The sequence below is a fragment of the Terriglobia bacterium genome (assembly GCA_035712365.1).
Lineage (GTDB): Bacteria > Acidobacteriota > Terriglobia > UBA7540 > UBA7540 > SCRD01.
Map to the genome: position 1 here is coordinate 196,106 of DASTAW010000008.1, position 25,237 is coordinate 221,342.

At 57.9% G+C, this 25,237-nt stretch carries 14 protein-coding genes; 10 read left to right on the plus strand and 4 right to left on the minus strand.

Annotation, left to right across the window (positions count from 1 at the left end; translation table 11 throughout):
- Positions 1-190: 190 nt before the first annotated feature.
- Complete coding sequence (locus tag VFQ24_02830; GenBank protein ID HET9177271.1) at positions 191-958, plus strand: PP2C family protein-serine/threonine phosphatase; 768 nt, start codon at positions 191-193, stop codon at positions 956-958.
- 380 nt (positions 959-1,338) lie between these two features.
- Here the strand turns inward: VFQ24_02830 and VFQ24_02835 are convergent, their stop codons facing one another.
- Positions 1,339-2,430 (minus strand): trehalase family glycosidase, encoded by a 1,092-nt coding sequence (locus VFQ24_02835; GenBank protein HET9177272.1) that lies wholly within the window; start codon positions 2,428-2,430, stop codon positions 1,339-1,341.
- A 790-nt stretch (positions 2,431-3,220) separates the two neighbouring features.
- Here VFQ24_02835 and VFQ24_02840 point away from each other — a divergent pair.
- From VFQ24_02840 to VFQ24_02850, 3 genes are all read left to right on the plus strand, one after another.
- Positions 3,221-6,592, plus strand: a complete 3,372-nt coding sequence (locus VFQ24_02840) for a carboxypeptidase regulatory-like domain-containing protein (protein ID HET9177273.1) — start codon at positions 3,221-3,223, stop codon at positions 6,590-6,592.
- 80 nt (positions 6,593-6,672) lie between these two features.
- Positions 6,673-8,889 carry a hypothetical protein gene (locus tag VFQ24_02845; GenBank protein HET9177274.1) on the plus strand — a complete coding sequence of 739 codons (2,217 nt, stop codon included), beginning with the start codon at positions 6,673-6,675 and terminating at the stop codon, positions 8,887-8,889.
- 87 nt (positions 8,890-8,976) lie between these two features.
- Positions 8,977-11,121 (plus strand): hypothetical protein, encoded by a 2,145-nt coding sequence (locus VFQ24_02850; GenBank protein ID HET9177275.1) that lies wholly within the window; start codon positions 8,977-8,979, stop codon positions 11,119-11,121.
- Positions 11,122-11,677: 556 nt separating this feature from the next.
- On the opposite strand, the gene VFQ24_02855 is transcribed toward VFQ24_02850, so the two are convergent.
- The 3 genes from VFQ24_02855 to VFQ24_02865 all read right to left on the minus strand — a co-directional run bounded on the left by VFQ24_02855 (position 11,678) and on the right by VFQ24_02865 (position 16,929).
- Entirely contained in the window at positions 11,678-13,111 is a 1,434-nt protein-coding gene (locus VFQ24_02855; GenBank protein HET9177276.1) for an ATP-binding protein, read from the minus strand.
- Position 13,112: 1 nt separating this feature from the next.
- A complete protein-coding gene (locus VFQ24_02860) occupies positions 13,113-14,783 on the minus strand; it encodes an FAD-dependent oxidoreductase (protein HET9177277.1) in 1,671 nt (556 codons plus the stop codon).
- Positions 14,784-15,378: 595 nt separating this feature from the next.
- The gene (locus tag VFQ24_02865) at positions 15,379-16,929 is read right to left on the minus strand and encodes an NnrS family protein (protein ID HET9177278.1); all 1,551 of its coding nucleotides are present in this window, start codon (positions 16,927-16,929) and stop codon (positions 15,379-15,381) included.
- A gap of 304 nt (positions 16,930-17,233) precedes the next feature.
- On the opposite strand from VFQ24_02865, the gene VFQ24_02870 reads away from it, so the two are divergent.
- The 6 genes from VFQ24_02870 to VFQ24_02895 all read left to right on the plus strand — a co-directional run bounded on the left by VFQ24_02870 (position 17,234) and on the right by VFQ24_02895 (position 25,225).
- Positions 17,234-17,485 carry a DUF2249 domain-containing protein gene (locus tag VFQ24_02870; GenBank protein ID HET9177279.1) on the plus strand — a complete coding sequence of 84 codons (252 nt, stop codon included), beginning with the start codon at positions 17,234-17,236 and terminating at the stop codon, positions 17,483-17,485.
- Positions 17,486-17,606: 121 nt separating this feature from the next.
- Positions 17,607-18,710: a tellurite resistance/C4-dicarboxylate transporter family protein gene (locus VFQ24_02875; protein HET9177280.1), complete on the plus strand. Its 1,104-nt coding sequence runs from the start codon at positions 17,607-17,609 to the stop codon at positions 18,708-18,710.
- A 75-nt stretch (positions 18,711-18,785) separates the two neighbouring features.
- The gene (locus VFQ24_02880) at positions 18,786-19,496 is read left to right on the plus strand and encodes a hypothetical protein (protein ID HET9177281.1); all 711 of its coding nucleotides are present in this window, start codon (positions 18,786-18,788) and stop codon (positions 19,494-19,496) included.
- A complete protein-coding gene (locus tag VFQ24_02885; protein HET9177282.1) occupies positions 19,493-23,107 on the plus strand; it encodes a nitrate reductase subunit alpha in 3,615 nt (1,204 codons plus the stop codon). Before VFQ24_02880 ends, VFQ24_02885 begins: the two co-directional genes overlap by 4 nt.
- Positions 23,108-23,119: 12 nt before the next feature.
- Positions 23,120-24,613: a nitrate reductase subunit beta gene (gene narH / locus VFQ24_02890; GenBank protein HET9177283.1), complete on the plus strand. Its 1,494-nt coding sequence runs from the start codon at positions 23,120-23,122 to the stop codon at positions 24,611-24,613.
- A 48-nt stretch (positions 24,614-24,661) separates the two neighbouring features.
- On the plus strand, positions 24,662-25,225 hold the full coding sequence (locus VFQ24_02895) for a molecular chaperone TorD family protein (GenBank protein ID HET9177284.1): 564 nt from the start codon (positions 24,662-24,664) through the stop codon (positions 25,223-25,225).
- Positions 25,226-25,237: the final 12 nt, after the last annotated feature.

The window sequence follows — 25,237 nt, forward strand, 5'->3', positions numbered from 1 at the left end:
GGCGTAAATTGAGAAGGTCCACGGCTTTGTGGCGGGGCCCGAACACCATATCGAACGGGGCCTCGGTGAGGTTGGGTCCACACCGGACACCCGCTATGCCGAACGTCATCTTTGCTATTCCCGAGCGCCAAGGGGCCACAGCCGCATCGAATTTGACGGTACCCGCATAGCTGCTCGCGGGGTTACAACCATGAATGACATCCGCGAACGCCTGGCATGTTTTGAACTCTGGGGCGGCAACGGCACTGCAAATCACGCCGTGGAATTGCCGGGCCTCGACGGATGGGTCTATTCCACGCCGTTCGAAGCCGGCGCTGGCGGGGGAGACGTCCACTACCTGTCAGTTTGCAGCAAGGGCAGCGTTTCGCGCATCGTTGTAGCGGACGTGGCGGGACACGGCAGCCACGCCAGTTCCATGGCGGAGAACCTTCGGAGGATCTTTCAACACCACACTGATAACTGGGACCAGGCCGCCTTAATGCGGGAATTGAACGAGGCTTTCGCGCGCGAGTCCACCGTGGGCCAGTTTGCCACGGCCGCGGTTATGGGCTTTTACCTTGGAACCGGGGAACTGCTGTTCAGCAATGCTGGCCATCCTCCAGCCCTGTGGTATCGGGCCCAGGAAAAATCGTGGGAACTGCTGCAGGACTGCACCCCTTATGCGGTTGAAATCGGAGGGCTGCCGTTAGGTTTGATTCCTGGCACCGCCTATTCGCAGACTGCCGTGCGCCTTGCCGCGGGCGACACCCTGGTTCTTTACACTGACGGCATTATGGAAGTCCGGGATGCTTCCGGCAACGAGCTTGGACAGAACGGACTGCTGAATCTGGTTCGCGGCCTGGCGCCTGAGACGCCCGGCAAAACCTGCCAGGATCTGCTGTCGGCACTCCAGATCTTCCGCAGTGGACAACCTCAGCGTGACGATGAGACCCTGCTGGTTCTCCAGCACGCCGGGTGAGTCAAAATCTCAGGATGGACATCGATCGGCGCTGAATGCAAATTGCAGCCCTTTTCGGTGGTAACTCAGATCGGTTTGTGGCACGGGCGTCCTCGCCCGGGCTGCGGTCAGAAGAAACGGCCAGGTCCGCCCCGAGCGAAGCGAACGGGATGGCCGTGCCACAAAATAGGAATCAAACTGAGACACTACGCCTTTTCACGTCAGCCTTTGTTTGGCGACCCATTTCCTGCGTTGTCGAATTTGAGCAAGCCTCTCTGACGCAAGTACGTCCTGCCAAAGCTATACGCGCCAGGCCCGCAACCAATCGTCTAGAAGAGAGAAGCCACGACGGGATGAGAAAAGAACCGTAGTAAGGTGTGCTGAAAATCAAGACGGAATAGCTAAAACGGCTTCAAGGCAGTCGGATCGAGCCCTTCACTGGCCTCTTCGGCGATGTGTTCGCCAAGAAGGTCCCAGCTCACAAAATTCCCCCCGGCGACCGGAGTGCCCTGGTTGGGATTGTAGCATTCATTCATCCCGCCTGTTTTCTCAAGGTCCTGCACAAGCAGCCTTTGGGTCTTCGCAGCGAGTTGCATGGCCTGCTTCTGATAGCCGTAGTTCATAAGACCATGCATGATCAGGTAATTGGATATGATCCAGACGGGCCCGCGCCAGTAACCATGGTCCGGGTCGTAGAGGGGCTCGTCGGGCGAGAGCGTGCGAATTCCATACGGGGCCCAAAATTCCTGAGGGTTGAGGATGTGTTTTTCGATCATCACACGCGCCTGGCCGCTGGTCGCTATTCCAGCCCAGAGCGGCACGAAGTTCGTCCAGGTCTTGATGTGGATTTGCTTGCCGGTCCTTGCATCGATATTCAAAAACATGCCTTCCGTATCGGACCACATGTCGTCACGGATTTTGGCGCGCAACGCGTCAGCCTTGGTGGAATATTCCTTCGCATCTTTTTCGTCGCCGAGTTTAGCAGCCAGCAATGACATCGCGTGATATTCCCGATATATGTAGCACTGGAGGTCCACGCCTTCGGTCACCTGGGCGGGTTTGTCGGTGACGGCAGGATTGTTATCAACTCCGCTTTCCACGCCATTGAACCACACGAAGAAACCATCCGGTGCGCGCCGCGCGTTTTCCCAGAACTGCAGCGTCTCAGCAAGCTTTTTATACCACGGGCGCAACCACTCAACGCTTCCCGTCGTGAGGGAAGCACGAAACGCGGCCTGTGCCAGAAAAGGTTTGCACATCTCTGGCAGCGCCCAAAGACCGTCGGGGGCTATCTCCCTTGGAACATACCCGGCCTCATTGGCGTTCTCTCCCACGAAGCTCAGGAAATTCTTGACGGAGTCGGCTAGAGGTTCTCCTTCTCCGTCGTAGCTGAGCGCAACTCCCATGAAATAGCTGTCCCAGTCGAAGAGCTGGAAATAGGGGCCGCTTGGGACCAGATAGGGATATTTCAGCAGCCCCCTGGGAGGCTTCACGATTCCTTCTTTGACTTTGTATTTCTGGAACAGGCTTGAGATCTGCGCGTTATCGCTAGCGGAAGCCTTCACCGCTCCGAGCACCAAGATAACTGCAATGAGTGCAAGGCAGTGCCTTGCACAACGTGACACGTAAAATCGATCAGTTGTGCACAATAGTCCCCTCGGTCCATTTCCAGAGCAGGAGGCAGAGCTTCAATTCCGCCACGAGAGGCGAGCCCTTGCCCGTTCCTTTGCCACGTCTCATTACCTATTATATGCCTTCAAATAATATGCCTTCAAATAAGTTCGCGCCGAATTGCTGGTTTTGAACAGGATAAATATTTGTTGCAACCTCCAGACTGGACGAAACATCGAAAGGATATGCGTCGGGAATCTTAGGGTCGGGAAGGAGTCTCGACCGGCCCCTGTTGTGCCGGATACGCCCGCTCGAGCGGCTGCCCGGTGGCTTGAATTACGGTCATCAGGGAAAGACGAAAGCGCTGAATTCGGCAAAGGCGGTGCGAATACTGGCTTGTAAAGAAATATCCGCGCACCCGCTCAAAAACAGCCATCTCAGCAGCAATGGCTGAACGCCACTTTTGACCATCATCTTCTACAGGCGGCAACATGCAATACCAATGCACGAACTATCCCCAAGGGCCGGCAGGACGGTTTTCAATGGATATAACCTTGGAAGGTATATCGCATGATGGCATAAGCAATTTGTGAAATGAAAACTAAGGAGTTCACTGACCGCTTTAAGCGTTGGAGGAGAAGTGTGTCTAAATCGAGGAGGTTTTTAGTGAGCGTGAAAACGAAATTGGGAGTTTTTGCTCTAGTGATCACAACCTTCATTTGTTTAGCTTCTGCGCAACTGGCATTCGGCCAGGCAGCAACGACAGGAAACATTATCGGGACTGTGACGGATCCTACGGGTGCCGCAGTCCCAGGCGCTGAAGTGAAGGCAACAAACATTGCGACGGGAATCACCACAACGGCGCAGACAGGCGAATCCGGCAACTATTCGGTGTTGCGTCTGCTGCCGGGAACCTACTCGGTAACTATCACGAAAAATGGATTTCAAACCGCAGTTCAAAACAACGTCACGGTAGCTGTGGGAACGTCCACACCCTTCAATTTGAGTCTCACGGTTGGGGTCGTGACGCAGCAAGTGGAGGTGACCGGCGCTCCGCCTTTGGTGGATACAACGAGTGCTGAGGTCACCACCAGGCTAAGTTCAAACATGATCCAAAGTCTTCCGATCTCAGGACGAAATTTCACGGCATTTGAGTTGCTGTTGCCGGGCACGGTCAGAAATAACTTTCAGCATCCGGTTAACGAGAACCCGGGCAACGACATTCTGGTGAACACGAACGGCCAGGAGTACAGCGCCAATAATTTCATGATCAACGGGATGTCAAACAACGATGCAGTGCTGGGCATCTCCCTGATCAATCCTCCCCTCGATTCCATTCAGGAAGTCAAGGTGACAACTTCCAACTATGACGCTGAGTTCAGCCAGGCGGGCGGATCTGTGATTCAGGTGCAGACCAGAAGCGGCAGCAACGAGTTCCACGGCTCAGCGTTTGAATATCTCCAGAACAACGTGTTCCAGGCGCGCGATCCGTTTACACAAGGGCTTCATGCCCCGGGTACTCCGGCGCCCGACCACAGGGGCGTTCCTGAATTGAGGTTCAACCAATTTGGAGGATCAATCGGCGGGCCGATCATGAAGGACAAGCTTTTCTTTTTCGGTGACGCCCAACTCAGCCGGCAAAACCTGGGCGGGTCAGTCCTCACACGCGTTCCAACAGCGGCTGAGCGCAACGGGGACCTGAGCGGTCTGGGAGTGAGAATTTACGACCCCACAACTGGCAATGCCAGCGGGAGCGGGCGCACGCTTTTCACGAATGCTTCCATCCCGCAGAACAGGATCGCCTCACAGGCGGCTGCTCTGCTCAATTTTCTGCCATTGCCCAATGTTCCAGGCGCGACTGGAGCGGATCCCAACTACTTTGTCTCCGGAGTGAACAATTTCAACACCAATCAGTTTGACCTTCGCGTCGACCACTACGTAAACAGCAAACTGAATTACTTTGGGACCTTCAGCTACGCTGGGGTGACGGTCGTCTCCCCTGGCGCCTTCGGGCTCTACGGCGGACCTTCGATTTCTCCGTCTGGCGTCAATATGTACCAGGGGCAATCGAACGCCTTGCTGCTGAACGGCACGCTCGGCATCAACTACGTTTTCAGTCCGACGCTGCTCGGTGACTTCCGGTTTGGCGCCAACCGTTATCGGATCAATGAATTTCCCCTTGACATCAGCCAGAACCTCGCGGAGCAAGTGGGTATTCCGGGCATCAACCTGGCGACGCTGTCTGGGAGCGGAGGCTTGCCCAATCTCAACATCAACGGCACCGGCGCGTTTATCATGGGCTACCGGTGCAACTGCCCTCTGGACCAGAAAGAAAACGTTTTCCAGTGGGTCACAGATTGGACCAAGATGACGGGCAACCACACCGTCAAATGGGGCGCTGAAATCCAGGCGGCCCAGAACCTGCGTCTCCCGAGCGACAACCATCGGGCGGGCGTGTATAACTTCAATCCCAGCGTGACGGCTTCCGCCGCCGATACCAGCGCCGGTTCGGGTCTTGCCAGCTTCCTTCTGGGCGATCCCAGTTCCTTCCAGCGGTTTGCCCAAGTTTCAACCAACCAGCAGGACAGGCAGAAGCGGATGTTCTACTACGTGCAAGACACTTGGCGCGCCACGCACAAGCTGACGCTGAGTTACGGAGTGCGGTGGGACACGTGGTTCCCGGATACTTCTCTCCACGCGGGCCAGGGCGGCCGGTATGAAATCTCGAACAATCTTGTTTTCATACCGGGCATTGGTGGAAATTCCAACAGTGCCAACGGGCAGACTCAGTGGGCCAACTTCAGCCCTCGCTTCGCGATCGCCTACGCCCTGAGGCCCAACACCGTGATTCGGACGGGGTTTGGCCGAAGCTATTACCAGGGAACATTCGGCTGGACGTTTAACAACCTGGCGGCGGACATCTACCCGTCGATTGTGAACCAGCAGATCAACCCTGCCTCTGAATTCTTCCCTGCCCAATTCACGAATCCCGGGGCGGTGTCTGCGACTCCGTCCATCGGTACGGCGCCGCCGTTACCAGTTTTTCCCACGATCCCACCGACAGGGGTCATTCCTCTGCCCGACGGGATTGGCACCCCCTACATTCCTGCCAACCAGAAGATTCCCTACGTCGATTCCTACAACTTCACGGTTGAACATCAGCTTCCAAAAGATATTTCAGTGGAAGTTGGCTACGTGGGGAACCTGGGACGGAACCTGAACTCAGGCTGGAACATGAACTCGGCGATCCCAGGGCCGGGTCTACTCAACCCTCGCCGACCCTATTTCAACCTCTTCGGAATTACGCAGACCATCTTCGACAAGTGCGATTGCGTAAGCAGCAACTACAATGCTTTCCAGGCGCAAGTTCAAAAGAGGTTCTCGAAGAATTACTCCTTCATCGCCAACTACACCTGGCAGAAGGCTTTGAACTTTGGAGAGTTTGGCACGCCAACCAACCAGTACAACATCGGGCTTGATTACGGACCGGCCACCTTCAATCGTTCCAACGTTCTCACCATCGGGCATTCGTACTTCCTGCCTTTTGGCAAAGGCCAGCCTTTCGCTTCCAATGCCAGCGGTGTGTTGAGCCAACTGATTTCCGGGTGGGAGTGGAGTGGATTCACCACGTGGCAAGCTGGCTCGCCCCTGAACGCCACCCTGGCCAGCAACGCGTCGTTGAATTCTGACATGAGCACGCGACCGGACCAGATCGGAGATCCTCTGGCCGGAACGCCTCATGACAGGAACCAATGGTTCAATCCCGCGGCGTTTGCGGTTCCGGGGCCGTTCCTGTTCGGAGATGCCGGCCGCAACGCCATCAAAGGGCCGAACTGGTTTACTTTCGACATGTCGCTGTCGAAGAGCTTCAACGTGACCGAGCGCGTCAAGGCGAAATTCCGGTGGGACGCATTCAACGCGTTCAACAACACCAACCTGGCCAACCCCAGCAACACCAACATTGACACTCCTACGGCTGGACTGATTACCGACGTGCAAGCCCCCATGCGAAACATGCAGTTCGGTTTGCACATAACCTGGTAGCACCCTGGACCCAAAAAAGAAGGGGCCTTGCGCAAGCGAGGCCCCTTTACAATAATGCCTGGCATCGAGAGAATTGCAGGATGACACAGGGAGACGTGTCTCAGAAGTTGCTCGCGAAGTCACGGCGCAGGAGGCTGACTGGAATTCTGGTCCTGTTCATGATCTTGCTCGCGCCGCTCCGTGCCGCCAATGCGCCTTCCGAAACTTCTGAAGCGGCCGGGCATCCGACGGCCTTCCTCGATTCTTTTCAGTTTTCGACTCATACTTTTTCGAATTACCTGCCAACTCTGCTCGGGAATGGCTACCTGTCTGCCGCGACGCGGTGGAATGGAACTTCCGCGGCAGAGGCGACGCTGGCAGGACTCTATGACCACCTCGAACAGAATTCCTACTCCTATCAGGCATTGATTCCGTCGTGGAACAATTTCGACTATTGGAACGGTTCGCACTGGCTCGACCAAATCCCGGCTGATTCGATTCAAATGCAGGGGTATCTTCAGACGCTTGACATGCACAGTGGCGTGCTGACCACCCGCTTTGACTGGGTGGATGCAAATCACCGCACGCACGTCAACATCGAAGAGTTCCTGAGCCGGCGAAATTCGCACCTGGGAGTGGTTCAGATCGAACTGACTCCGGATTACGGAGTCGAAGCGGGACCGGTCACTTTCTCTTTCCCAGTGGGAGGCGAAACCGGTCCGCCTTTTGTCTGGGAAGGGGCTGAACTGCCGGGGGCGATCCCGATTCGCGAGGCGCGCGCAGACAGCGACCGGCAGGGTTTCGCTGTCGCTTGCCAAACACGCGACAGGAAAATCCAGGTGACAGAAGCCGTCCGCGTCGCGCTTCCTTCAAACCTGCCGCCGGTTCATCAGGTCAACCTCGGCTTTTCCTCGGACCTGAGGAAGCCCGCTCTCAACGTCAAGTTTATCGTCCAAAAAGGGCAGACCTACACATTCACCAAATTCGTCGCCGTGGCGTCCTCGCTCGACTCGCCGGCGCCAGATTCCCAGGCGCACGCGCTTGCCAGGGAAGCGGAGGACATGGGGTTCGGCGAAATCCTCACACAGCACCAGAAGGCTTGGCAGGACCTGTGGCGCACCGACATTGTGATTCACGGGGATGTGGAGGCGCAGCGGGCTGTGCACGCGGCGATGTATTACCTCTTGTCGGAATTGAGAGCGGGCGCACACTCGAGCGTTCCAGCCATGTCGCTGCCGTCACGCGCCTACCTGGGGCGCATCTGGTGGGATGCTGACACCTGGATCTTCCCCGGCATTCTGGCGCTCCATCCGGAGCTGGCCCGCCCCATCGTCGCCTTTCGTGGGGAGCGGCTTGCGGCCGCCGAACAGAATGCGAAAATCCGCGGCTATCGCGGCGCTCTTTACCCCATGGAGTCTGCGGGTTCGGGGCAGGAAGCCGCGCCGGAATGGAGCAGTGAAATTCACGTGACGGGTGACGTCGCCATGGCGCAGTGGCGTTACTACCAGGCGACGGGCGACCTCAACTGGCTTCGCAAGCACGGCTACCCCGTCATAAAGGCCGTAGCTGATTTCTGGGCCAGCCGCGCGACTTATGACCGGCAGCAGGGGCGTTTTCAAATTCTCCATGTGACGGGGCCGAACGAAGCCATCACCGACGTAAACAATGACGCCTACACGAACGCCATCGCGCAGCGCACTCTGGAGGCCGCAACAGAAGCAGCTCGCCTGCTGGGTGAAACTCCCGATCCCGAGTGGTCTCGCGCGAGCCAAAAACTCGTCATACCCTTTGATTCAAAGCGGCAGGTGCATCTGGAACATTCGGGTGATGAGGAAGGTAAGTATGCTCACGCGCTGATCCTGCTCACGTATCCGCTGGGATTGAATTTCCCCGGCGCCGTCGAGCAGAACGATCTCGATGCCTGCCTCAAGAACTTTGGGAAACCGGGTTATGAAGTTGGCATGCTGGGCAACTTTTATTCGATTGTGGCCTCAGAACTTGGCAAATGCGATCTGGCTTACAAGCTGTTTCTATCAATGATCCGGTCTTACGCGCAGCCGCCATTTGAGGCAATGACGGAGACGCCAGGCAACGGACGTGCGGTGTTTCTGACGGCAGAGGGCGCTTTTCTGCAACAGGTCATTTTCGGTTTTACCGGCTTGCGCTTCACAGACAACGGGCTGGAAGCCCGGTACCCGCCGCTCCTGCCGCCGACATGGCAGTCGCTGGAATTGCGGGGAATTAAATCGCGAGGAAAAATCTACGACGTCCGCGTGACTTCAGCAAATAAACTCGTCATGCGGCAAGTAGCCCGGTGAAGATCCCGTTCCGGCTGTCCTCGCGGCGCAGCCCGGCCGGCACTCCATCTGAATTCGTATACTGAATGCCCGGGAGGAGAATAGGCAATGGCCATTTCCAGACGCTCATTCATGAAGGACATGGGAATACTGGCAGGATTGTCATCGGGGGCGCCGAAACTGCTTGGAGGCTCGGCGCCCATGCTGAATTCCGGCCAGGCGTCATCTGCCGGAACGGCTCCGGGACCCATTCCGCGGATTGTGGTCAAGAACTTCTCTGAAAAGTTCTACTCTGCCTATCTGAGTAACGGGCTTATCGGCATCCGCCCGGGGCCGAATCCGCTGGTTCCCGCCAAGACAATGGTGAACGGGTTCGTTTACGCCAACATTCAATACAAAGTTGTGAGCCTTTCACCCGCACCCTACCCGCTTGCGACGGACTTTCGAGTCAATGACGTCAGCCTGCTGAAGCACCCCGAACTTGTTAAGGTTGAGCAACAGACCTTGGACATGGCCAGCGGCGAACTGCTCACGCAAATCGTATTCATGCCTCCGAACGGCGTTACGCTTCGTTTGAACGTTTTGCAGTTCGCCTGCCGAGCTGTGCCGTCTCTCCTATGCCAGATGAGCACGTTTTCCGTTTCGTCGGACGCGAAGGTCGAGGTCCACGCGTGCATTGACGCCGCTGAGTTCACCGGCTCCATCTACAGCACCCGGCCGCCCGAAAGCACCGAGATCGATCTTGCCGCCGGTTACCTCAGCCAGGGGGGATTGAGCAAACTTGGCGTGGCTGTCACGGTTCCGGTTGGCGAAGATTTCAAGAACCGTGGCGTGCAGGTAACAGGCCGCGCGTCTTTCGCTGCGGGCTTCAGCCTGGATGCAAAAGCCGGGCAGGTCTATCGCTTTCCCACCATTGCTGCAATGGTTTCAGACTTCTACCAGCCCGAGCCGGAGCAGGAAGCCATTCGCCAGGCGAAATGGGGAGCTATGCTGGGATTTGACCGGCTGCGCCGGCAGAATCGCGAGCACTGGAGCAGCCTTTGGCAATCCCGCGTGAAAGTTTACCGTGACTCCGGCTCGCAGCGTGTTCTCGATTCAGCCTTCTTCTATCTTCATTCGAGCCTTCATCCCTCGAACAAGAACGGCATGGCGCCTTTCGGACTTTCGCAATTTGACTATTACTGCGGGCACAGTTTTTGGGATACGGAGACGTGGTCTCTGCTTCCGATCACGCTGGCGGCGCCAGCCACGGCGAAGTCATTGCTTGAGTTCAGGCTGCGGGGCCTTGAAAATGCGCGGCGGCTGGCCGCGTTATACGGCTATCGTGGCGCGCAATTCCCCTGGGAAGCAAGTCCCATTGACGGCGCCGACGTGACCCCTGCTTTCGCCGGCACCGGCTGGGAAGAGCAGCACATTACGCCGGATGTCGCGCTGGGTTTCTGGGAATATCAGATGGCGACGGCTGACGAGGAATTTCTCCGCGATGGAACGTGGCCCGTGCTTCGCGCTGTTGCCGAATGGATTGAAAGCCGGAGCGTGCGCACCTCCAGAGGATTCGAAATCCAGAACATCATGGGTCCGGACGAAGGAGTTGAGAACGTCAACAACAACTCCTATATGAACGTGATCTGCCGGATGGTGATGGAAGCCGCTGTGCGCTGCGCCGGGCTGGTGGGAGCGAAGCCGCCGGCCGCCTGGGCCGCGATCGCGCGCTCGATTGTGATCCCGATTGACAAAGCTCGAAACATCGTCCTGCCTTACGACCATCCTCCCCAAGGGCCGAACTATTCCCTGGGCAACATGGCTATGCTCACCGTCCATGATCCGCCACTCGTACAGTCGTTGCTGAAGAACACTTATGAATATGAAGCGAAACTTCGTGCGGAGCGGCCGCAGGGGATAGGCTTCGCCCTGGACGCCGTTGCTGCAACGGCCGCGTTTTTCGGTGACCGCAGCGCGGCCGCAACACTCTATCGCAAGTCCTGGCAGAATGTATGGGTCGAGCCGTATGGGATGATCAAAGAAGCCCCCAGTGAAGACTACGCCTGCTTCATTACCAACTTTGGTTCGTTACTCCAGACCGCCATGGTCGGATTTACGGGAATTCGCGCGACTGCTCCGGGATGGGCCAAGTATCCGGCCACGCTCCCGGAAGGGTGGGACAGCATCGAGATTGATCGAGTGTGGCTTGGCGGCATTCCAAGAAGTCTCGCCGCTCGAAACGGCCAGAAAGCGGAACTTTCTGCTTTATAATTCGGTTCGAGCAGGCCATTGCCCTCGCACACCCTCCACAGCGCACAGGAGGATTTCCATATCATAAATGCCAGCCGGCAGCCCACAACAATGCAACAACCAGGCCCGCATTTCGTGCCCGGTCAATACCACGGCGCTACGGTGCAAGCGAGGAACAAGCCCTTCGTGCAAACCAGCCAGATCTCAACTATACTGATGGCCGCCGGGCGGTGTTGCCCGCCTGTTTTTTCGGTCAGAGCAAATCATACTTGCGGAGTTATAACCGTGAAGCGTCGGGAATTCGTCAGGGACCTGCTGCTTGCGGGGGTGCGCTAGCCTGCCGCCCCAATCTTGAACTTGCGGCGGCCATGCCGCCGGCTCTCCAGACCTTCCGCAGTGGCCAACCCCAGCGTGACGATGAGACCCTGCTGATCCTTCAATATTTCAAATGAGTCAAAACATGGGGGAGCACTTCAATTGGTGCTTCAGGCAAATCGCGTTCTTTACGCGGGTGCCTCTCTTGCGGCACATTTCCCGATCCGTCAGGCGAGAACAGATCCCGGACCGTAGCTCGCCATCACACTTCGGTAACGGGCTCTTTCGGCTGCGCAACGGGTAGATAAACCTGGAACCGAGTGTCACCGGGCCGCGAGGAAACACGGATTTCACCGTGGTGGTTCCTCACAATTCTGCAAGCGGTGTCGAGCCCGAGACCAGTTCCCTCCCCAACACCTTTGGTGGTAAAGAAAGGATCAAAGATGTGAGGTAGCACGTCGACCGGGATTCCAGGGCCGTTGTCGCAGATCTCCACCAGGATGCGGTCAATATCACCGGCTGTCCGCACTCGAAGTTCACCCTGGCCGTGCATGGCTTCTATGGCGTTGTCGATCAGATTTGTCCAAATCTGGTTGAGCTGTCCCCCGTAGGCACAAACCCGCGGAAGGCCCTTGTCGTATTCACGGACGACATGGATGCCGCGTTTGATCTGGTGGCCCAGTATCGTCAGCGTATTCTCCAAGCCCTGGTGCACATCAGTCTCCTCCATGGCGGGCCGGTCCATGTGGGAGTACTCTTTAACTGCCCGAACCAGTTCAGAAATGCGCCTGGTGCTGTTTTCAATCTCGCCAATCAGCCTAACAACGCTGATCAGCGAACTCATGCGAATGAGCGCGTCGTTCAGGACATCTTCACTCACCTCGGCAGCCAGGCTTTCCAGCCTCGGGACTTCTACCCCTACGTCAGCGAGCACTGGAGCTATCTTCCAGGCATCAGGTACCTGCCGCCTTTCAAGCCAGCTAACGATCTGTTCCTCGCGATCGCTTTGCGCCAGAGGGTCAAGGGGGATCGGCGGCTTATGTTCGCCCGCTTCACGCTCAAAGCGGAGGATGGTTTCACGTTCCTCCGGGGACAGGGCATGCCGCGCAAGCCTGATGCTGGCATCGCGAACGGTCTCGAGCGTTTCGCGAAGGCTTGCCGTCGCCCGCTGCGCCGCTGCCGCTGGATTGTTCAACTCATGCGCGAGACCTGCTGAAAGTTTACCAAGTGCTACAAGCTTGTCGCGCTGGGTTTCTACGCGAGTCGTCTCACGGATGCGATCAGCCAGAAGGCCCACGAAACGTTCGCCGAGCTGGGGGATGCGTTGCAACATCTCGGGAAAATAATGTTTGTGAAGCAGCAGGCCGCGCGTTGCCAAAACGGCCTGGCCGGTACCCCGGTACTGCGTCATCCGGGAATAAGGCAGCAACCCGGTGACATTCCCGGCGGTGACTCTGTAAACGGGTGAATCGGGCCCGCCACTGAGTTGAAACCGGATTTCTCCCTCAAGAATGACGAAAAGCGTTTCGGCGGGATCGCCTACCTGAATGAAAACCTCGCCGGGCCGGAGGTAGGCCTCTTCAAATTTCTCAGCCAGCCAACCGAGGGCCTCTTCGGGCAAGTCGGAAAAGATTTCGACCTTGCGCAAGTCATCCATCAGGCGCCTGCTATTTTCCGTGTTCAAGTGTTCCGCCATTTCACACCACATTCAGGTATTGGTGAATGAATTGGACCGCAATAGAGCCTTCGCCCACCCCGGACGCAACCCGCTTCACCGAACCGTGGCGGACATCCCCCGCCGCGAAGATGCCTGGCACGCTCGTTTCCATCCAGTACGGGTCACGCTCCAGCGGCCATCCGCGGGGAGGCTTTCCGTCACTCAAAAGGTCGGCGCCGGTAAAAATAAATCCGCGCGGGTCGCGCTCGACGACACCAGCCAGCCAGTCCGTGCGAGGCTCGGCGCCGATGAAAACGTAGAGCGAATTTGCGGGCACGCGGCTGGTCTCATTGCTATCCTCGCAGTGAATTGAGATCGCTTCCAGCCGCTCCCCGCCGTGGACTTCCACAACGCGCGTGCCCGTTTCCACTTCGATCTTGGGGGTCCGCTTGATCTGGTCAATCAGGTACCGGGACATCGTTGCGGATAGAGATGGCCGACGCACCAGCATCACTACACGCCGCGCATACTTGGAAAAATGCATTGCAGCCTGGCCGGCGGAATTTGCACCGCCTATGATATAAACATCTTCGTCCTTGCACGACACGGCCTCGGTCATAGCTGATCCGTAGTAGAGGCCGCGCCCCTGCAGTTGCGCGGCGCCCGGCACGTCCAGCCAGCGGTAGGAAACACCGGTGGCGATCAGCAACGCTTTACAACCAAGCGCGCTGCCGTCGGCCAGTTTGACGGTTCGGGTCGAGCCTTCTGCGCGAGCGCCAATAGCGTGCTGCGGCGCGAGGATTTCCACCCCGAATCGCCGTGCCTGGGTCACGGCGCGCCGGGCCAGGTCACCACCACTGAGGCCGGAGGGAAAGCCCAGGTAGTTCTCAATTCGGGAACTCATCCCGGCCTGGCCTCCAGGCGCTTCCATTTCAATCATCACCGTACGCAGACCTTCCGAAGCGCCGTAAACCGCCGCCGCCAGCCCTGCCGGACCGCCCCCGACGATCACAAGGTCGTAGAACGCCATTTCCGGCCGCACCCGCAACCCAAGTTTCTCGGCGAGGTCTGCCGTGCCGGGAGCAGCCAGTGAGGACCCATCGGGAAAAAACACCATCGGCAGGTTGGATGCCTCGGCTCCCGAAGCTTCTCGCAGCCGGCGCACCTCCGGGTCGCGTTCCGCCGTCTCCACATCAAGCCAGCGGTAGGGTGCCTGATTGCGGGCTAAGAAATCCCTCAGGGCGTATGCGTGCGATGACCAGCGTGTGCCGAGGACCCGAACACCTTCGAAGCGGGGACGAGCTCGCGCCTGCCAATCATCCAGAAGGTCGTCAATCACAGGGTAAAGGTGCTCATCCGGAGGGTCCCAAGGCTTCAGCAGGTAGTGATGAACTTCAGCTTCATTAATTGCCCGAATTGCCGCCTCAGTATCAGCGTAGGCTGTGAGAAGCACCCGCTTAGCATCCGGGAAAAGCTTCATGGCCTCGCTCAGAAACTCCACGCCCGTCATTCGCGGCATCCGCTGGTCTGCCAGCAGCAGCCCTACAGAGTCGTCCCGCTGTTTGAGGCTACGAAGGCTCTCGAGGGCTGTCGTCCCGGAATCTGCGCGCAGGACGCGGTAGCGGCCGGCATACCGCCGTCGCAAGTCACGCTCAACGGCGAGCAGGACTTCGGCATCGTCGTCTACGGTTATGATGGTTGGCTTCGCCATGGCGAACTCACAACCGAAAGCTCTTCGCGCGGAGACTCCCACCCGAAGTCATTCCCGCACCTTTCGCCTTCAAATGCCCCCGCTGTACAGTCCGGTGCAACAATGCCCAGAGCGCACATGAGGATTCTCATATCTTAATTGCCAGCCGTCGCCCCAGTCCACAACAATGCTTGAGCCGGACGTTTCACTTCAGCGTCTTTAATAACGCCTGGGTCTCAAACTATGTCCAGTGGTTTGGACAGGACACGCGCTTCTGCTTTGTCGTGCGAACATAATTCCCCCTGCGCACCATACGTCGTCTCTGCCAACATTTTGAATTACATGCGGCGCCGGTATTCCTGCTGACCCGCTCCTTGCGAGTGGTGGTGTGACGAAGCCCCTCTAAGATTCCTCTGATTCCCGGTCTCGGGCCTTCGCGGCGGCTGCCCGGATTGCGCCATCCATCCACTTGGAATCACCGTGGGACTTTGATGGTAATCGCCGGCCCAATACCGACGATAGATTCGGCGCGCGGCAACCGTTGTCCAGGCACGTTGTGGAGAGTGCCGTGTGGGGCTCACGATCCGATGCCATTGCCGCAGTGCGCGAGCTTATCTCATCTAACGGCCAGGGGCGCTGGCGATCTCAGGACGCTTTGGCGGTGAACTTTCGCCAGGTTCATTACGCGCCACAATCCGACGCCCCACCATGCCAGCGCGCTAAGCTCCATCACTCCCGTGATGCCGATAAAGGAGTATGCGATGGCGGGATTCCAGTCCGTAAGGATTTGTAGCAGGACGCGCCCTGCGCAGCCGGCGTTGAGCAGTACAAAAGGTCCCCACAGGGCGGTCAGTTGTCTCGAGTCAGTTCCAGCCAGGATCGGAACAACACGGGACGAAACACCGACGATCATCATGCTGAGAAAGCCCACCGTAAAGGCGTGAAGGTGCGCACCCCAAAAGGCGTGGGAGAAGCCCTGGCCGGTCCAGAGGCCGTAGGGCATGAGAAAAGGCAGCATGAGCATGGCAACCAGCAGCCATACGTACGCGGCGCGAATGAATTTCCAGCTTCGGTCAGGCTGGGTGGTGGGCGTGAAGATTCGCAATTGAACCACAAGCAACACGGCCCACGAAGCCATCAGAACATAAGCGAGCTCGAGCGCAACGCCCCAAACGATGTTCCCCGTCAGAAACAAAGCCAGGTAGCTTGCGACATCGAGCAACAGGCTGCCGTTAATGAGCCAGAAAATGAGTCTCTGTCGGTCGCGCCGCGGCCGGCCAAGGCCATAGACAACGGGCACAAATCGCTGGCTGACTCCGGCCGTGATCAGCGCCGCGAAGCCGAACAACTGAATGTCCCGCAGCGGCCCATCCAGAAGCGCCGTGCGGAAGATTGTCTGATTAAGGTCAACCGCAGTCGCTTCTGCGAAGAAAAAGTACCCGTCGAAAATCGCCTGGACCAAAAACCAGGCGAGTGCCGCAACGATAAAGGTTTCGTACGGATTGTGCGGACCAATGGATTGCCGCGAAGTCCTGAGGATAATTGTTATGAATAGGGCGATGGCTGTTACTTCTGCGGCGATTGAAATCCCGCCCAAGCCAAGCGCCCACGGCCCGTGTTGTAACATATCGGCAGCCGCGCGTAGCAGGATTCCGCCCAGCATCAGGTAGAGCGTGCAGTTCGCCAACTCGGGCCGCCACAGGGTCGTGTTCTTAAATCGCGGAAAAGACTGGTATGCAAAGCCCATCACGAACAGACCGACCCATCCGAAAATCATCGCATGGGCATGGGCGTGAATGGCGGGCAGGAGCGCGGTTTGAAGCAGCGTCTTGCCAAGCGAAATCCGCATGAGTGAAATAACCCCCCACGTTGCGCCCAGGCTGAGCACAATGGCGATTCCCGCCTTGAAGAAGCGGCGATAAATATAATCCGCCAGAGTCTCGTGATAGACGTAGGGCCCCGAAGATATGGACATCTCCGCATTCAGATCCTGAAGCAACGCTTCGAGGTCCACCTCATGGACCCTGGCGAAAAACTCCAGGGGCTCCGCCGGACCGTGGTCGCCGCCGCAGCCATGCAGCCCGTGGCGATCAAAGACTTTTCTGGCCGAAGGGCAAAACCGGATAATTTCCGCGACGCTGGTTGATGGTTCGATTTTCCTGGTCATATTCCTTCCCAAATTTGGCAACGGCCGCACGCCTGAATTGGTGCACATCACCGCCAGAGTTTGCCTGGAGCGGCGCCCAACATTCTCGTCCCCGAGGATGCCACCCCACACAAGCAGGTTAGGACCGCGTCCCAAGCGGCGCCAATGACTTTTGTCACGTTCACTGTGACTTTGGTCATATCTGGTCCGGCCGCGCGCACTCAACATGGACTGGGACAAAGGGAGGCAACCACCGTGCCAGGTTGGCCTGTGTGACCTCGGGCATACGGTTCTTGACTTCCCCAATAACTCGAAAAGGAGCATTATGAGCACAGCGAACGCGGCCCCAGAAATTACTTCAACCCTTGATGTGCGGGAGGTCAGGCACATCCAGAGGCACCCGCTCATTTTCAGGACTTATAACGCGCTACGGCCCGGCCAGGCCTTTATACTGGTGGCAGATCATGATCCGAAACCGGTCCTTTTCGAGCTGGACTTCATCCAGAAAGGAAAATTCAAGTACGACTATCTCGAACAGGGGCCGGAAGTTTGGCGCGTCCAGATGGCCAAGGTGTGAAGACCCGCGGCAAGCCTTGGCCGGTGCGCTGCTCTGTGGCAGGATTGTCTCTAATGAGCGCGCACGGCCCCAGGTTTCGAGCAGGTGCGGACGGCCCCCCTCGGATTGGGAGGCGACTGATATGAAGGGATTGCCATCGGTGGTAGCGGCCTGGCAGCATCTTCGCGACAGCATTCGATGGCTCAATCCGGCCTACTTTGCGATGGTGATGGCCACCGGGATCATAGCCATTGCATTGCACCTCCTGGGCATGGGGCCCTTTGGCCGGGTCCTGGCGCGGATTAACGTTGCAGCATACATCGTCCTCTGGTGTCTGACGATTGTCCGGCTGGCCTGTTTTCCTCGCGAGATGTTTGCGGATTTGATTGACCACAATCGTGGTGTCGGATACTTCACGCTGGTCGCCGCCACCGGCATCCTGGGGAGCCAGCTCATCGTAATTTTCAACCGTTACCGTGTGGCGGAGGTCCTTTGGGTTTTGTCGCTGGTGTTATGGGCGCTGTTCACCTATAGCGTGTTCACGGCTTATACCGTCAAAGAACAAAAACCGTCTCTCGACCGGGGAATCAACGGCGGTTGGCTTGTCACAGTCGTGGCAACGCAGGCGGTCTCGGCGCTGGCAACATTGCTCCTGCCCGCTTTTGCGGGCCATCACGATCTGGTCCTTTTCGTCTCGCTCGCCTTCTGGCTCTGTGGCGGGATGCTTTACATTTGGCTGATCTCGCTGATTTTCTACAGGTACACGTTTTTCAAGTTCTTGCCCTCCGACTTGATGCCGCCCTATTGGATCAACATGGGCGCGATGGCGATTTCGACTTTGGCGGGAGCTTTGCTGGTCCTGAACGCAGATCAAGCGCCGTTTCTCGCCAGCCTCCTGCCGTTTCTCAAGGGCCTTACTGTGCTTTTCTGGGCCACGGCAACGTGGTGGATTCCCATGCTTTTCATCCTTGGTTTCTGGCGGCACGTCTATAAGAAATTCAAGCTTGCTTACGACCCGCTTTTCTGGGGGGCGGTCTTCCCGCTCGGCATGTACACCGCCTGTACGTATCGCCTGGCGGAAGCAGTCAACCTACCATTTTTATTTCTGATTCCGAGGTATTTCATCTACATCGCTTTGGCCGCCTGGCTTTTGACGTTCGCGGGGCTGGCGGATTCGCTGGTTCGCTCGTTCCGGAAAGCTGTCGCGGTCAGCCCGGTTGCAGCCGTCAAGGGATATCTGGAGTGAAGTACCGAAAGCTTTCGTTGCGATCCACTTGGCGACGCCATAAAATGGAAGGATCAAGAGAGCAGGGTGAAAAGGATGTATAGGCCGACAATCGAGAGAATCGGCGTGAAAATGCATCGCGATGCGATGCGTTATTCACGCACTCAAGTGTCTCTCGGCGCGGCCACGTCCGACGGCAAACGTGCGGTAAGCGCTGCAGCCCTTGTGCGATGGCCGGTCCTGGCGATGGAAATCGTCGTGCTGGCCTCGGCCCTTTCGCCTCTCTGGGGAGTCCAGGCCCAACCTCCCGCCCCGTCAGCAAACGTTCAGTCACCAGCTCTAACGGAGGAAACGCTCCCCCTTGGCTCGGTAGGCCGCGGCAAAGTGCTCTTTGCCGGCCAGGTTCGTTTTCGAAATGGCGGGCCGCCGTGCTCCTCCTGCCACAGTATCGCGGGTCTCGCCTTTCCCAGCGGCGGAACGCTGGGGCCCAACCTCACCCCTGCCTATCGCAAACTCGGCCCCGAAGGCACAGCCGCAGCCCTGAAGACGCTGTTCTTCCCGGCGATGACAGCCATTTACGATCGTCGTCCGCTGACGCCGGAGGAACAGTCCGATTTGCTGACCTTTTTCCAGGAGGCTTCAGCCGAGCCCCAGCCGCGCTCGAATACCGCGGTCGTGGCGCTGGCGGGCTTTCTCGGGTTTTGCGCTCTGCTGGTGATTACGCGATTTGTCTGGCGCGACCGCTTGCGGTCGGTAAGAGAGAGGCTGCTGGAAAAAGCTCGCACTCAGGGAGAGTCCGAAACATGAGCTGGATCAAAGACATCATGAATCCCGAGACGCGCCTCTGGGAGGAGTTCTACCGGAACCGCTGGCAGCACGACAAGGTAGTCCGCAGCACGCACGGTGTGAATTGCACGGGCGGGTGCTCGTGGATGGTTTACGTCAAGAACGGAATCGTCACCTGGGAAATGCAGGCGCTCGATTACCCCAAGCTCGAAACCGGCCTGCCGCTTTATGAACCTCGCGGGTGCCAGCGCGGGATCGTCTATTCCTGGTACATCTATAGCCCCCTCCGTATCAAGTATCCCTATCTGCGCGGCGTGCTGATGGACTTTTGGCGCGAAGCGCGCGCAAGGCATCAGGACCCCGTCGAAGCCTGGGCCTCGATTGTTGAGAACGAAGAGATGCGCGGCAAATATCAGGCGGCGCGGGGCAAAGGCGGATTCCGCCGGGCCAGCTGGGATGAAAGCCTCGAAATCATCGCCGCGTCCATGATTTACACGGCGAAAAAATATGGCCCCGACCGCGTGATTGGCTTTTCGCCCATTCCCGCCATGTCCATGTTGAGTTACGCGGCAGGTTCGCGATTTCTTCAGCTTTTCGGCGGCGTGCTCTTGAGTTTTTATGATCTCTACGCCGATTTTCCACCCGCATCGCCCGAGGTTTGGGGCGAGAAAACCGACGTGGCCGAAAGCGCCGACTGGTTCAACAGCAAATACATCGTGGCCGAAGGCAGTAACCTGAACATGACGCGCACGCCGGATGCCCATTTCGTGGTCGAGGCCCGGCATCATGGGGCGAAGCTTGTTGTCTTCTCGCCTGACTTCAGCCAGGTGTCGAAGCATGCGGATTGGTGGATTCCGGTAAATGCGGGTATGGACGGGGCGCTCTGGATGGCGGTGAACCATGTGGTCCTGAAGGAATTCTACGTTGACCGCCAGGTCCCTTATTTTGTGGATTACTTAAAGCGCTTTTCGGACGCTCCATTCCTGGTCAGGCTCGAAAAGGCCGGGAATGCTTACACCGCGGCGGGATTTCTTCGCGCGCAGGAGCTCGAAAGGTATCAAGAGGCGGAAAACGGCGAATGGAAACTGCTGGTTCTCGACGGGCCCAGTGGAGAGCCGCGAATGCCGCAGGGAGCGATTGGCTTCCGCTGGCAGTCGCAAAAGGGCAAGTGGAACCTGGAACTGAAAGACGCTCTGGACGGATCGGAAATAAACCCGCAACTCAGCCTGCTGGGGCAACACGACGAAGTCGTTCAGGTGAAATTCCTCGACTTCGGCGCCGACCAGACGTTCGAGCGCGGTGTGCCAGTTCGCAACCTTCAGACCACCGAAGGCGTTATTCCGGTTGCCACGGTTTTTGACTTGTTGATGGCCCAATTTGGGGTCCCCCGGGGGCTCTCGGGCGAGTATCCGTCAAGTTACGACGATGAGGGCATGGCGTATACGCCAGCCTGGCAGGAAAAATTCAGTGGGGTCGGGCGAGAGACGGTTGTTCAACTCGCCCGGGAATTCGCCACCACGGCGGAAAAGACAAAGGGAAAGTGCACGATCATCGTCGGGTCGGGCGTCAATCATTGGTATCACGCCAATCTGAACTACCGCGCGGGCATCACGACGCTGATGCTCTGCGGGTGCGTGGGTGTGAACGGGGGCGGACTGAATCATTATACGGGCCAGGAAAAGGTAACGCCGGCGGCCTCCTGGAGCACACTGGCCATGGCGCTCGACTGGAGCCGCCCGCCTCGTTTACAGAACGGGCCCTCGTTCCATTATGTCCACAGCAACCAGTGGCGGTACGAAGGGTCTTTCCCGGATTTTCATCCCCAGGACGGCCCGTTTGCTCGCGAACACTTTATGGACCTTGAGGCCGCTGCCGTTCGCATGGGGTGGCTGCCCTTCTATCCGCAATTCAATCGCAATCCCATCGAACTTGCCCGCGAAGCTGGGGCAGAAGGCAAGACGACCAGCAAGGAAGTCAGCGAATGGGTGGCGGAGCAGTTGCGCTCCGGTAAAATTCATTTCTCTGTCGAGGACCCTGATTCGCCTGAGAACTGGCCGCGAGTGTGGCTGATCTGGCGAGCGAACGCGCTGCACACCAGCGCAAAGGGGCACGAATATTTTCTCCGGCACTATCTTGGGACCCACAGTAACGCCATTGCCGATGAAGTGGCGCACGATGTTGTTCGGGAAATCAAATGGCGCGACGCCCCGCTCCAGGGCAAGCTCGATCTGGTGGTGGACCTGAATTTCCGTATGGACACCTCCGCGCTTTACTCCGATATTGTTCTTCCCTCCGCGAGCTGGTATGAAAAAGACGACCTGAACACAACCGATCTGCATTCGTATATTCATCCGCTGGGCGCGGCGGTGCCTCCTTGCTGGGAATCGAAAAGCGACTGGGACATTTTCCGGGGCCTCGCGGAGAAGACCAGCGAACTCGCGCGAGCGCACTTCCCGAAGCCATTCTTCGACGTGGTCATGACGCCATTGCTTCACGACACGCCGGACGAGATTGCGCAGCCGAGGGTACTGGATTGGTCCAAGGGCGAGTGCAAACCCGTGCCTGGCCGGACCATGCCCCACATTCATGTGGTGGAACGCGACTACGCCAACTTGTTTCACAAGTTTAATTCGCTCGGGCCGGGAATCAAGCAGCACGGCCTGGAGGACCACGGCATCGAAATCCCGGTTGGTGAACTCTATGACGAGTTTGCGAAGACTGTCCCAGCCTATGAGTGGAATGCGAACAAGTATCCCTCGCTGGCCGATGCGCGGGACGCAGCCAACGCCATACTCTTCTTCGCTCCGGAAACCAACGGCGAGATGGCCTATCGCGGCTTCAAGGCAAGGGAACGCGAAGTCGGGCTTCGGCTTGCCGACCTCGCGGAAGGCCAGCGCCAAATCCGGTATAGCTTTGATGACTTGATTCGCCAGCCTCGGCGCATTCTGACCAGCCCGTGCTGGTCGGGGATTGTCAACAACGGCAGGGCTTACACGGGATATGCAATGAACGTGGAGCGCCTTGTCCCCTGGCGGACGCTCAGCGGCCGTCAGCACTTCTACCTTGATCACGAAGCCTATCTCGCCTTTGGTGAATCCTTCCCGACGTTCAAGCCGCGGATCAGCATGGAAAACACCCTGAGCCTGGTCAAAACTCCGGCCGGACCGCGATCGCTGGTGCTCGGCTGCATCACACCGCACGGGAAGTGGCACATCCATTCCACCTATTACGACGACCTCCGTATGCTCACCCTTTCGCGGGGCGTCGAGCCTTTCTGGCTGAACGACAAAGACGCGCGCGAAATCGGCGTGGAGGATAACGACTGGGTCGAGGCTTTAAACGACAACGGCGTCATCGTCACCCGAGCCGTCGTCAGCGCCCGGATTCCGCGCGGGCTGTGCATTTTCTATCACGCGCCCGAACGCACCATCGCTTTTCCGAAATCTCCGACCCGGAACCACCGCCGGGGCGGAGGCACGAACAGCGTGACCCGGATGCGCCTGAAGCCGGTATTGATCGCCGGCGGCTACGCACAGCATTCGTATCGCTTCAATGATTATGGCCCGCCCGCCTCCGACCGGGACACCTACGTGGTTGTCCACAAGCTCGAAGGCAAGCCGCAATGGGATTGAGGAGAGCAATCTATGGATGTTCGCGCCCAAGTTTCGATGGTGTTCCACCTCGACAAATGCATCGGCTGCCACACGTGCAGCCTGGCGTGCAAGAATCTCTGGACTGACCGCCCCGGAACGGAATACATGTGGTGGAACAATGTTGAGACCAAGCCGGGGACAGGGTATCCCACTTTATACGAAGACCAGGATCAGTACCACGGCGGATGGACGTTGGAAGACGGGAAGCTCCGGCTCAAGCTGGGTAGCCGACCCACGGAGCTTGTGAATATCAGCTTCAATCCGCGCTTGCCGACGCTCGATGATTACTACGAGCCCTTCACCTACCGTTACAAGGATTTAATTGACGCCCGGCAGGGGAACGACCAGCCCGTCGCCAGACCCATCTCGATGATCACGGGCGAGGATATGGAGATCGAGGCTGGGCCAAATTGGGATGACGACCTGAGTGGTTCGCCCATCTACGCCGCCAACGATCCTAACCTGCAGAAAGTGATGAATGAAGACGAGAGGCGGCAGTTTTTTGAAATGCAGCAGCTCGTTTTTTTCTATCTGCCGCGCATCTGCAACCACTGTCTCAACCCAAGCTGTGTTGCAGCCTGCCCAACCGGGGCCATCTATAAACGCGGCGAGGATGGAATCGTGCTGGTGAGTCAGGAGAAATGCCAGGGCTGGCGAATGTGCGTCTCGGGTTGTCCGTATAAGAAGGTCTATTTCAACTGGGAGGCAGGAAAGGCCGAGAAGTGCATCCTCTGCTATCCGCGGCTCGAGACCGGCCAGGCGCCGGCTTGCATGCACTCGTGCGTGGGCAAAATCCGCTACCTTGGTGTCTTGCTCTATGACGCGGAGCGGATTGAAGAAACGGCGTCCAAGCCAGACTGCGACCTCGTTGAAGCCCAGCGCGAAATAATTCAGGACCCTTTCGATCCCGAGGTCATCCGCCAGGCCATGGCCCGCGGCATGGACCGGAAAGTCATCGAAGCAGCCCAGAGGTCTCCCGTTTACAAATACGTAAAACAATGGAAGCTCGCGCTGCCGCTTCACCCGGAATGGCGGACCCTGCCTATGCTCTTCTACGTGCCGCCCTTGCTGCCCGTGACGGCCACTTTGAGCCAGCAGGGACACTACGAGCTCGATAAGGACTTTTTCAGCTCGCTCGAAAGCGCGCGGCTTCCGATCCGCTATCTGGCCAGCCTGTTCGCGGCGGGCGATGAGGCGATGGTGGTTGCCGTGTACAAAAAGCTGCTTGCCGGACGTATGTTCAAACGCGCCGAGACCGTGGGCGACATCCCAATGGAAAAGGCGGCGCAGGCTTTGGAAGATGCGCGACTGACGCCGGAGGAGGTCGAGGATATTTACCGCCTCACGGCGCTTGCAAGCTTCGATGAGATGTTCGTCATCCCTCCCATGTTGCGCGAGGTGGCGATCGAGATGGGCGTGGACCCGCATGAGTTTCAGGAAGAGCGGGGCGCGGGTTTTGTGCAGTTGCCCTCGCGCGGGCTGTGAGGACATGACGCGTTTATTGTTTCCAGGCGGCTTGAGGTCTTATTAAGAATGATCGGAATCTACAGCCTCTATGCAGACGTGCTGGATTACCCCACTCCAGCCGTCTTTTCCCAACTGCGTGAGCTTTCTCGCCGGACCGCCGCAAACCATTCTGAGGCTGCGCCGCCCATTCAGCGATTTGAGGAAGCTTTGAGCTGCATGACCCTGGCGCAGCTTCAGGAAATTTACACCTCTTCCTTCGATCTGCATCCTGATTGTACGCCGAACCTTGGCTGCCATCTTTTTGGCGAGGATGTGCGCCGGAACATTTTTATGGCTCGATTGAAAGAGCGCATGGACCGCGCGCAGGTGCCGACGGGCGCCGAGTTGCCCGACCATCTCAGCCTCGTCCTGCGACTTCTGGACTCGCTCCGCGATGAGGATGAAACTCAGGCCCTCGTTGAGGATTGCCTCGTTCCCGGCGTTACTCGAATTCTCTCAGCTTTGCAGCAGATGACCGGGGCGTGTCCTTATGTACCGGCCTTCCAGTCGCTTCTTGCCAAATTGAAAAATGCGGCAACGGCTGCGAGCGTAGGGGCGGATCTCGGACCCACCCCTCGAGAGCCACGCTGAGAAACTTGAGAG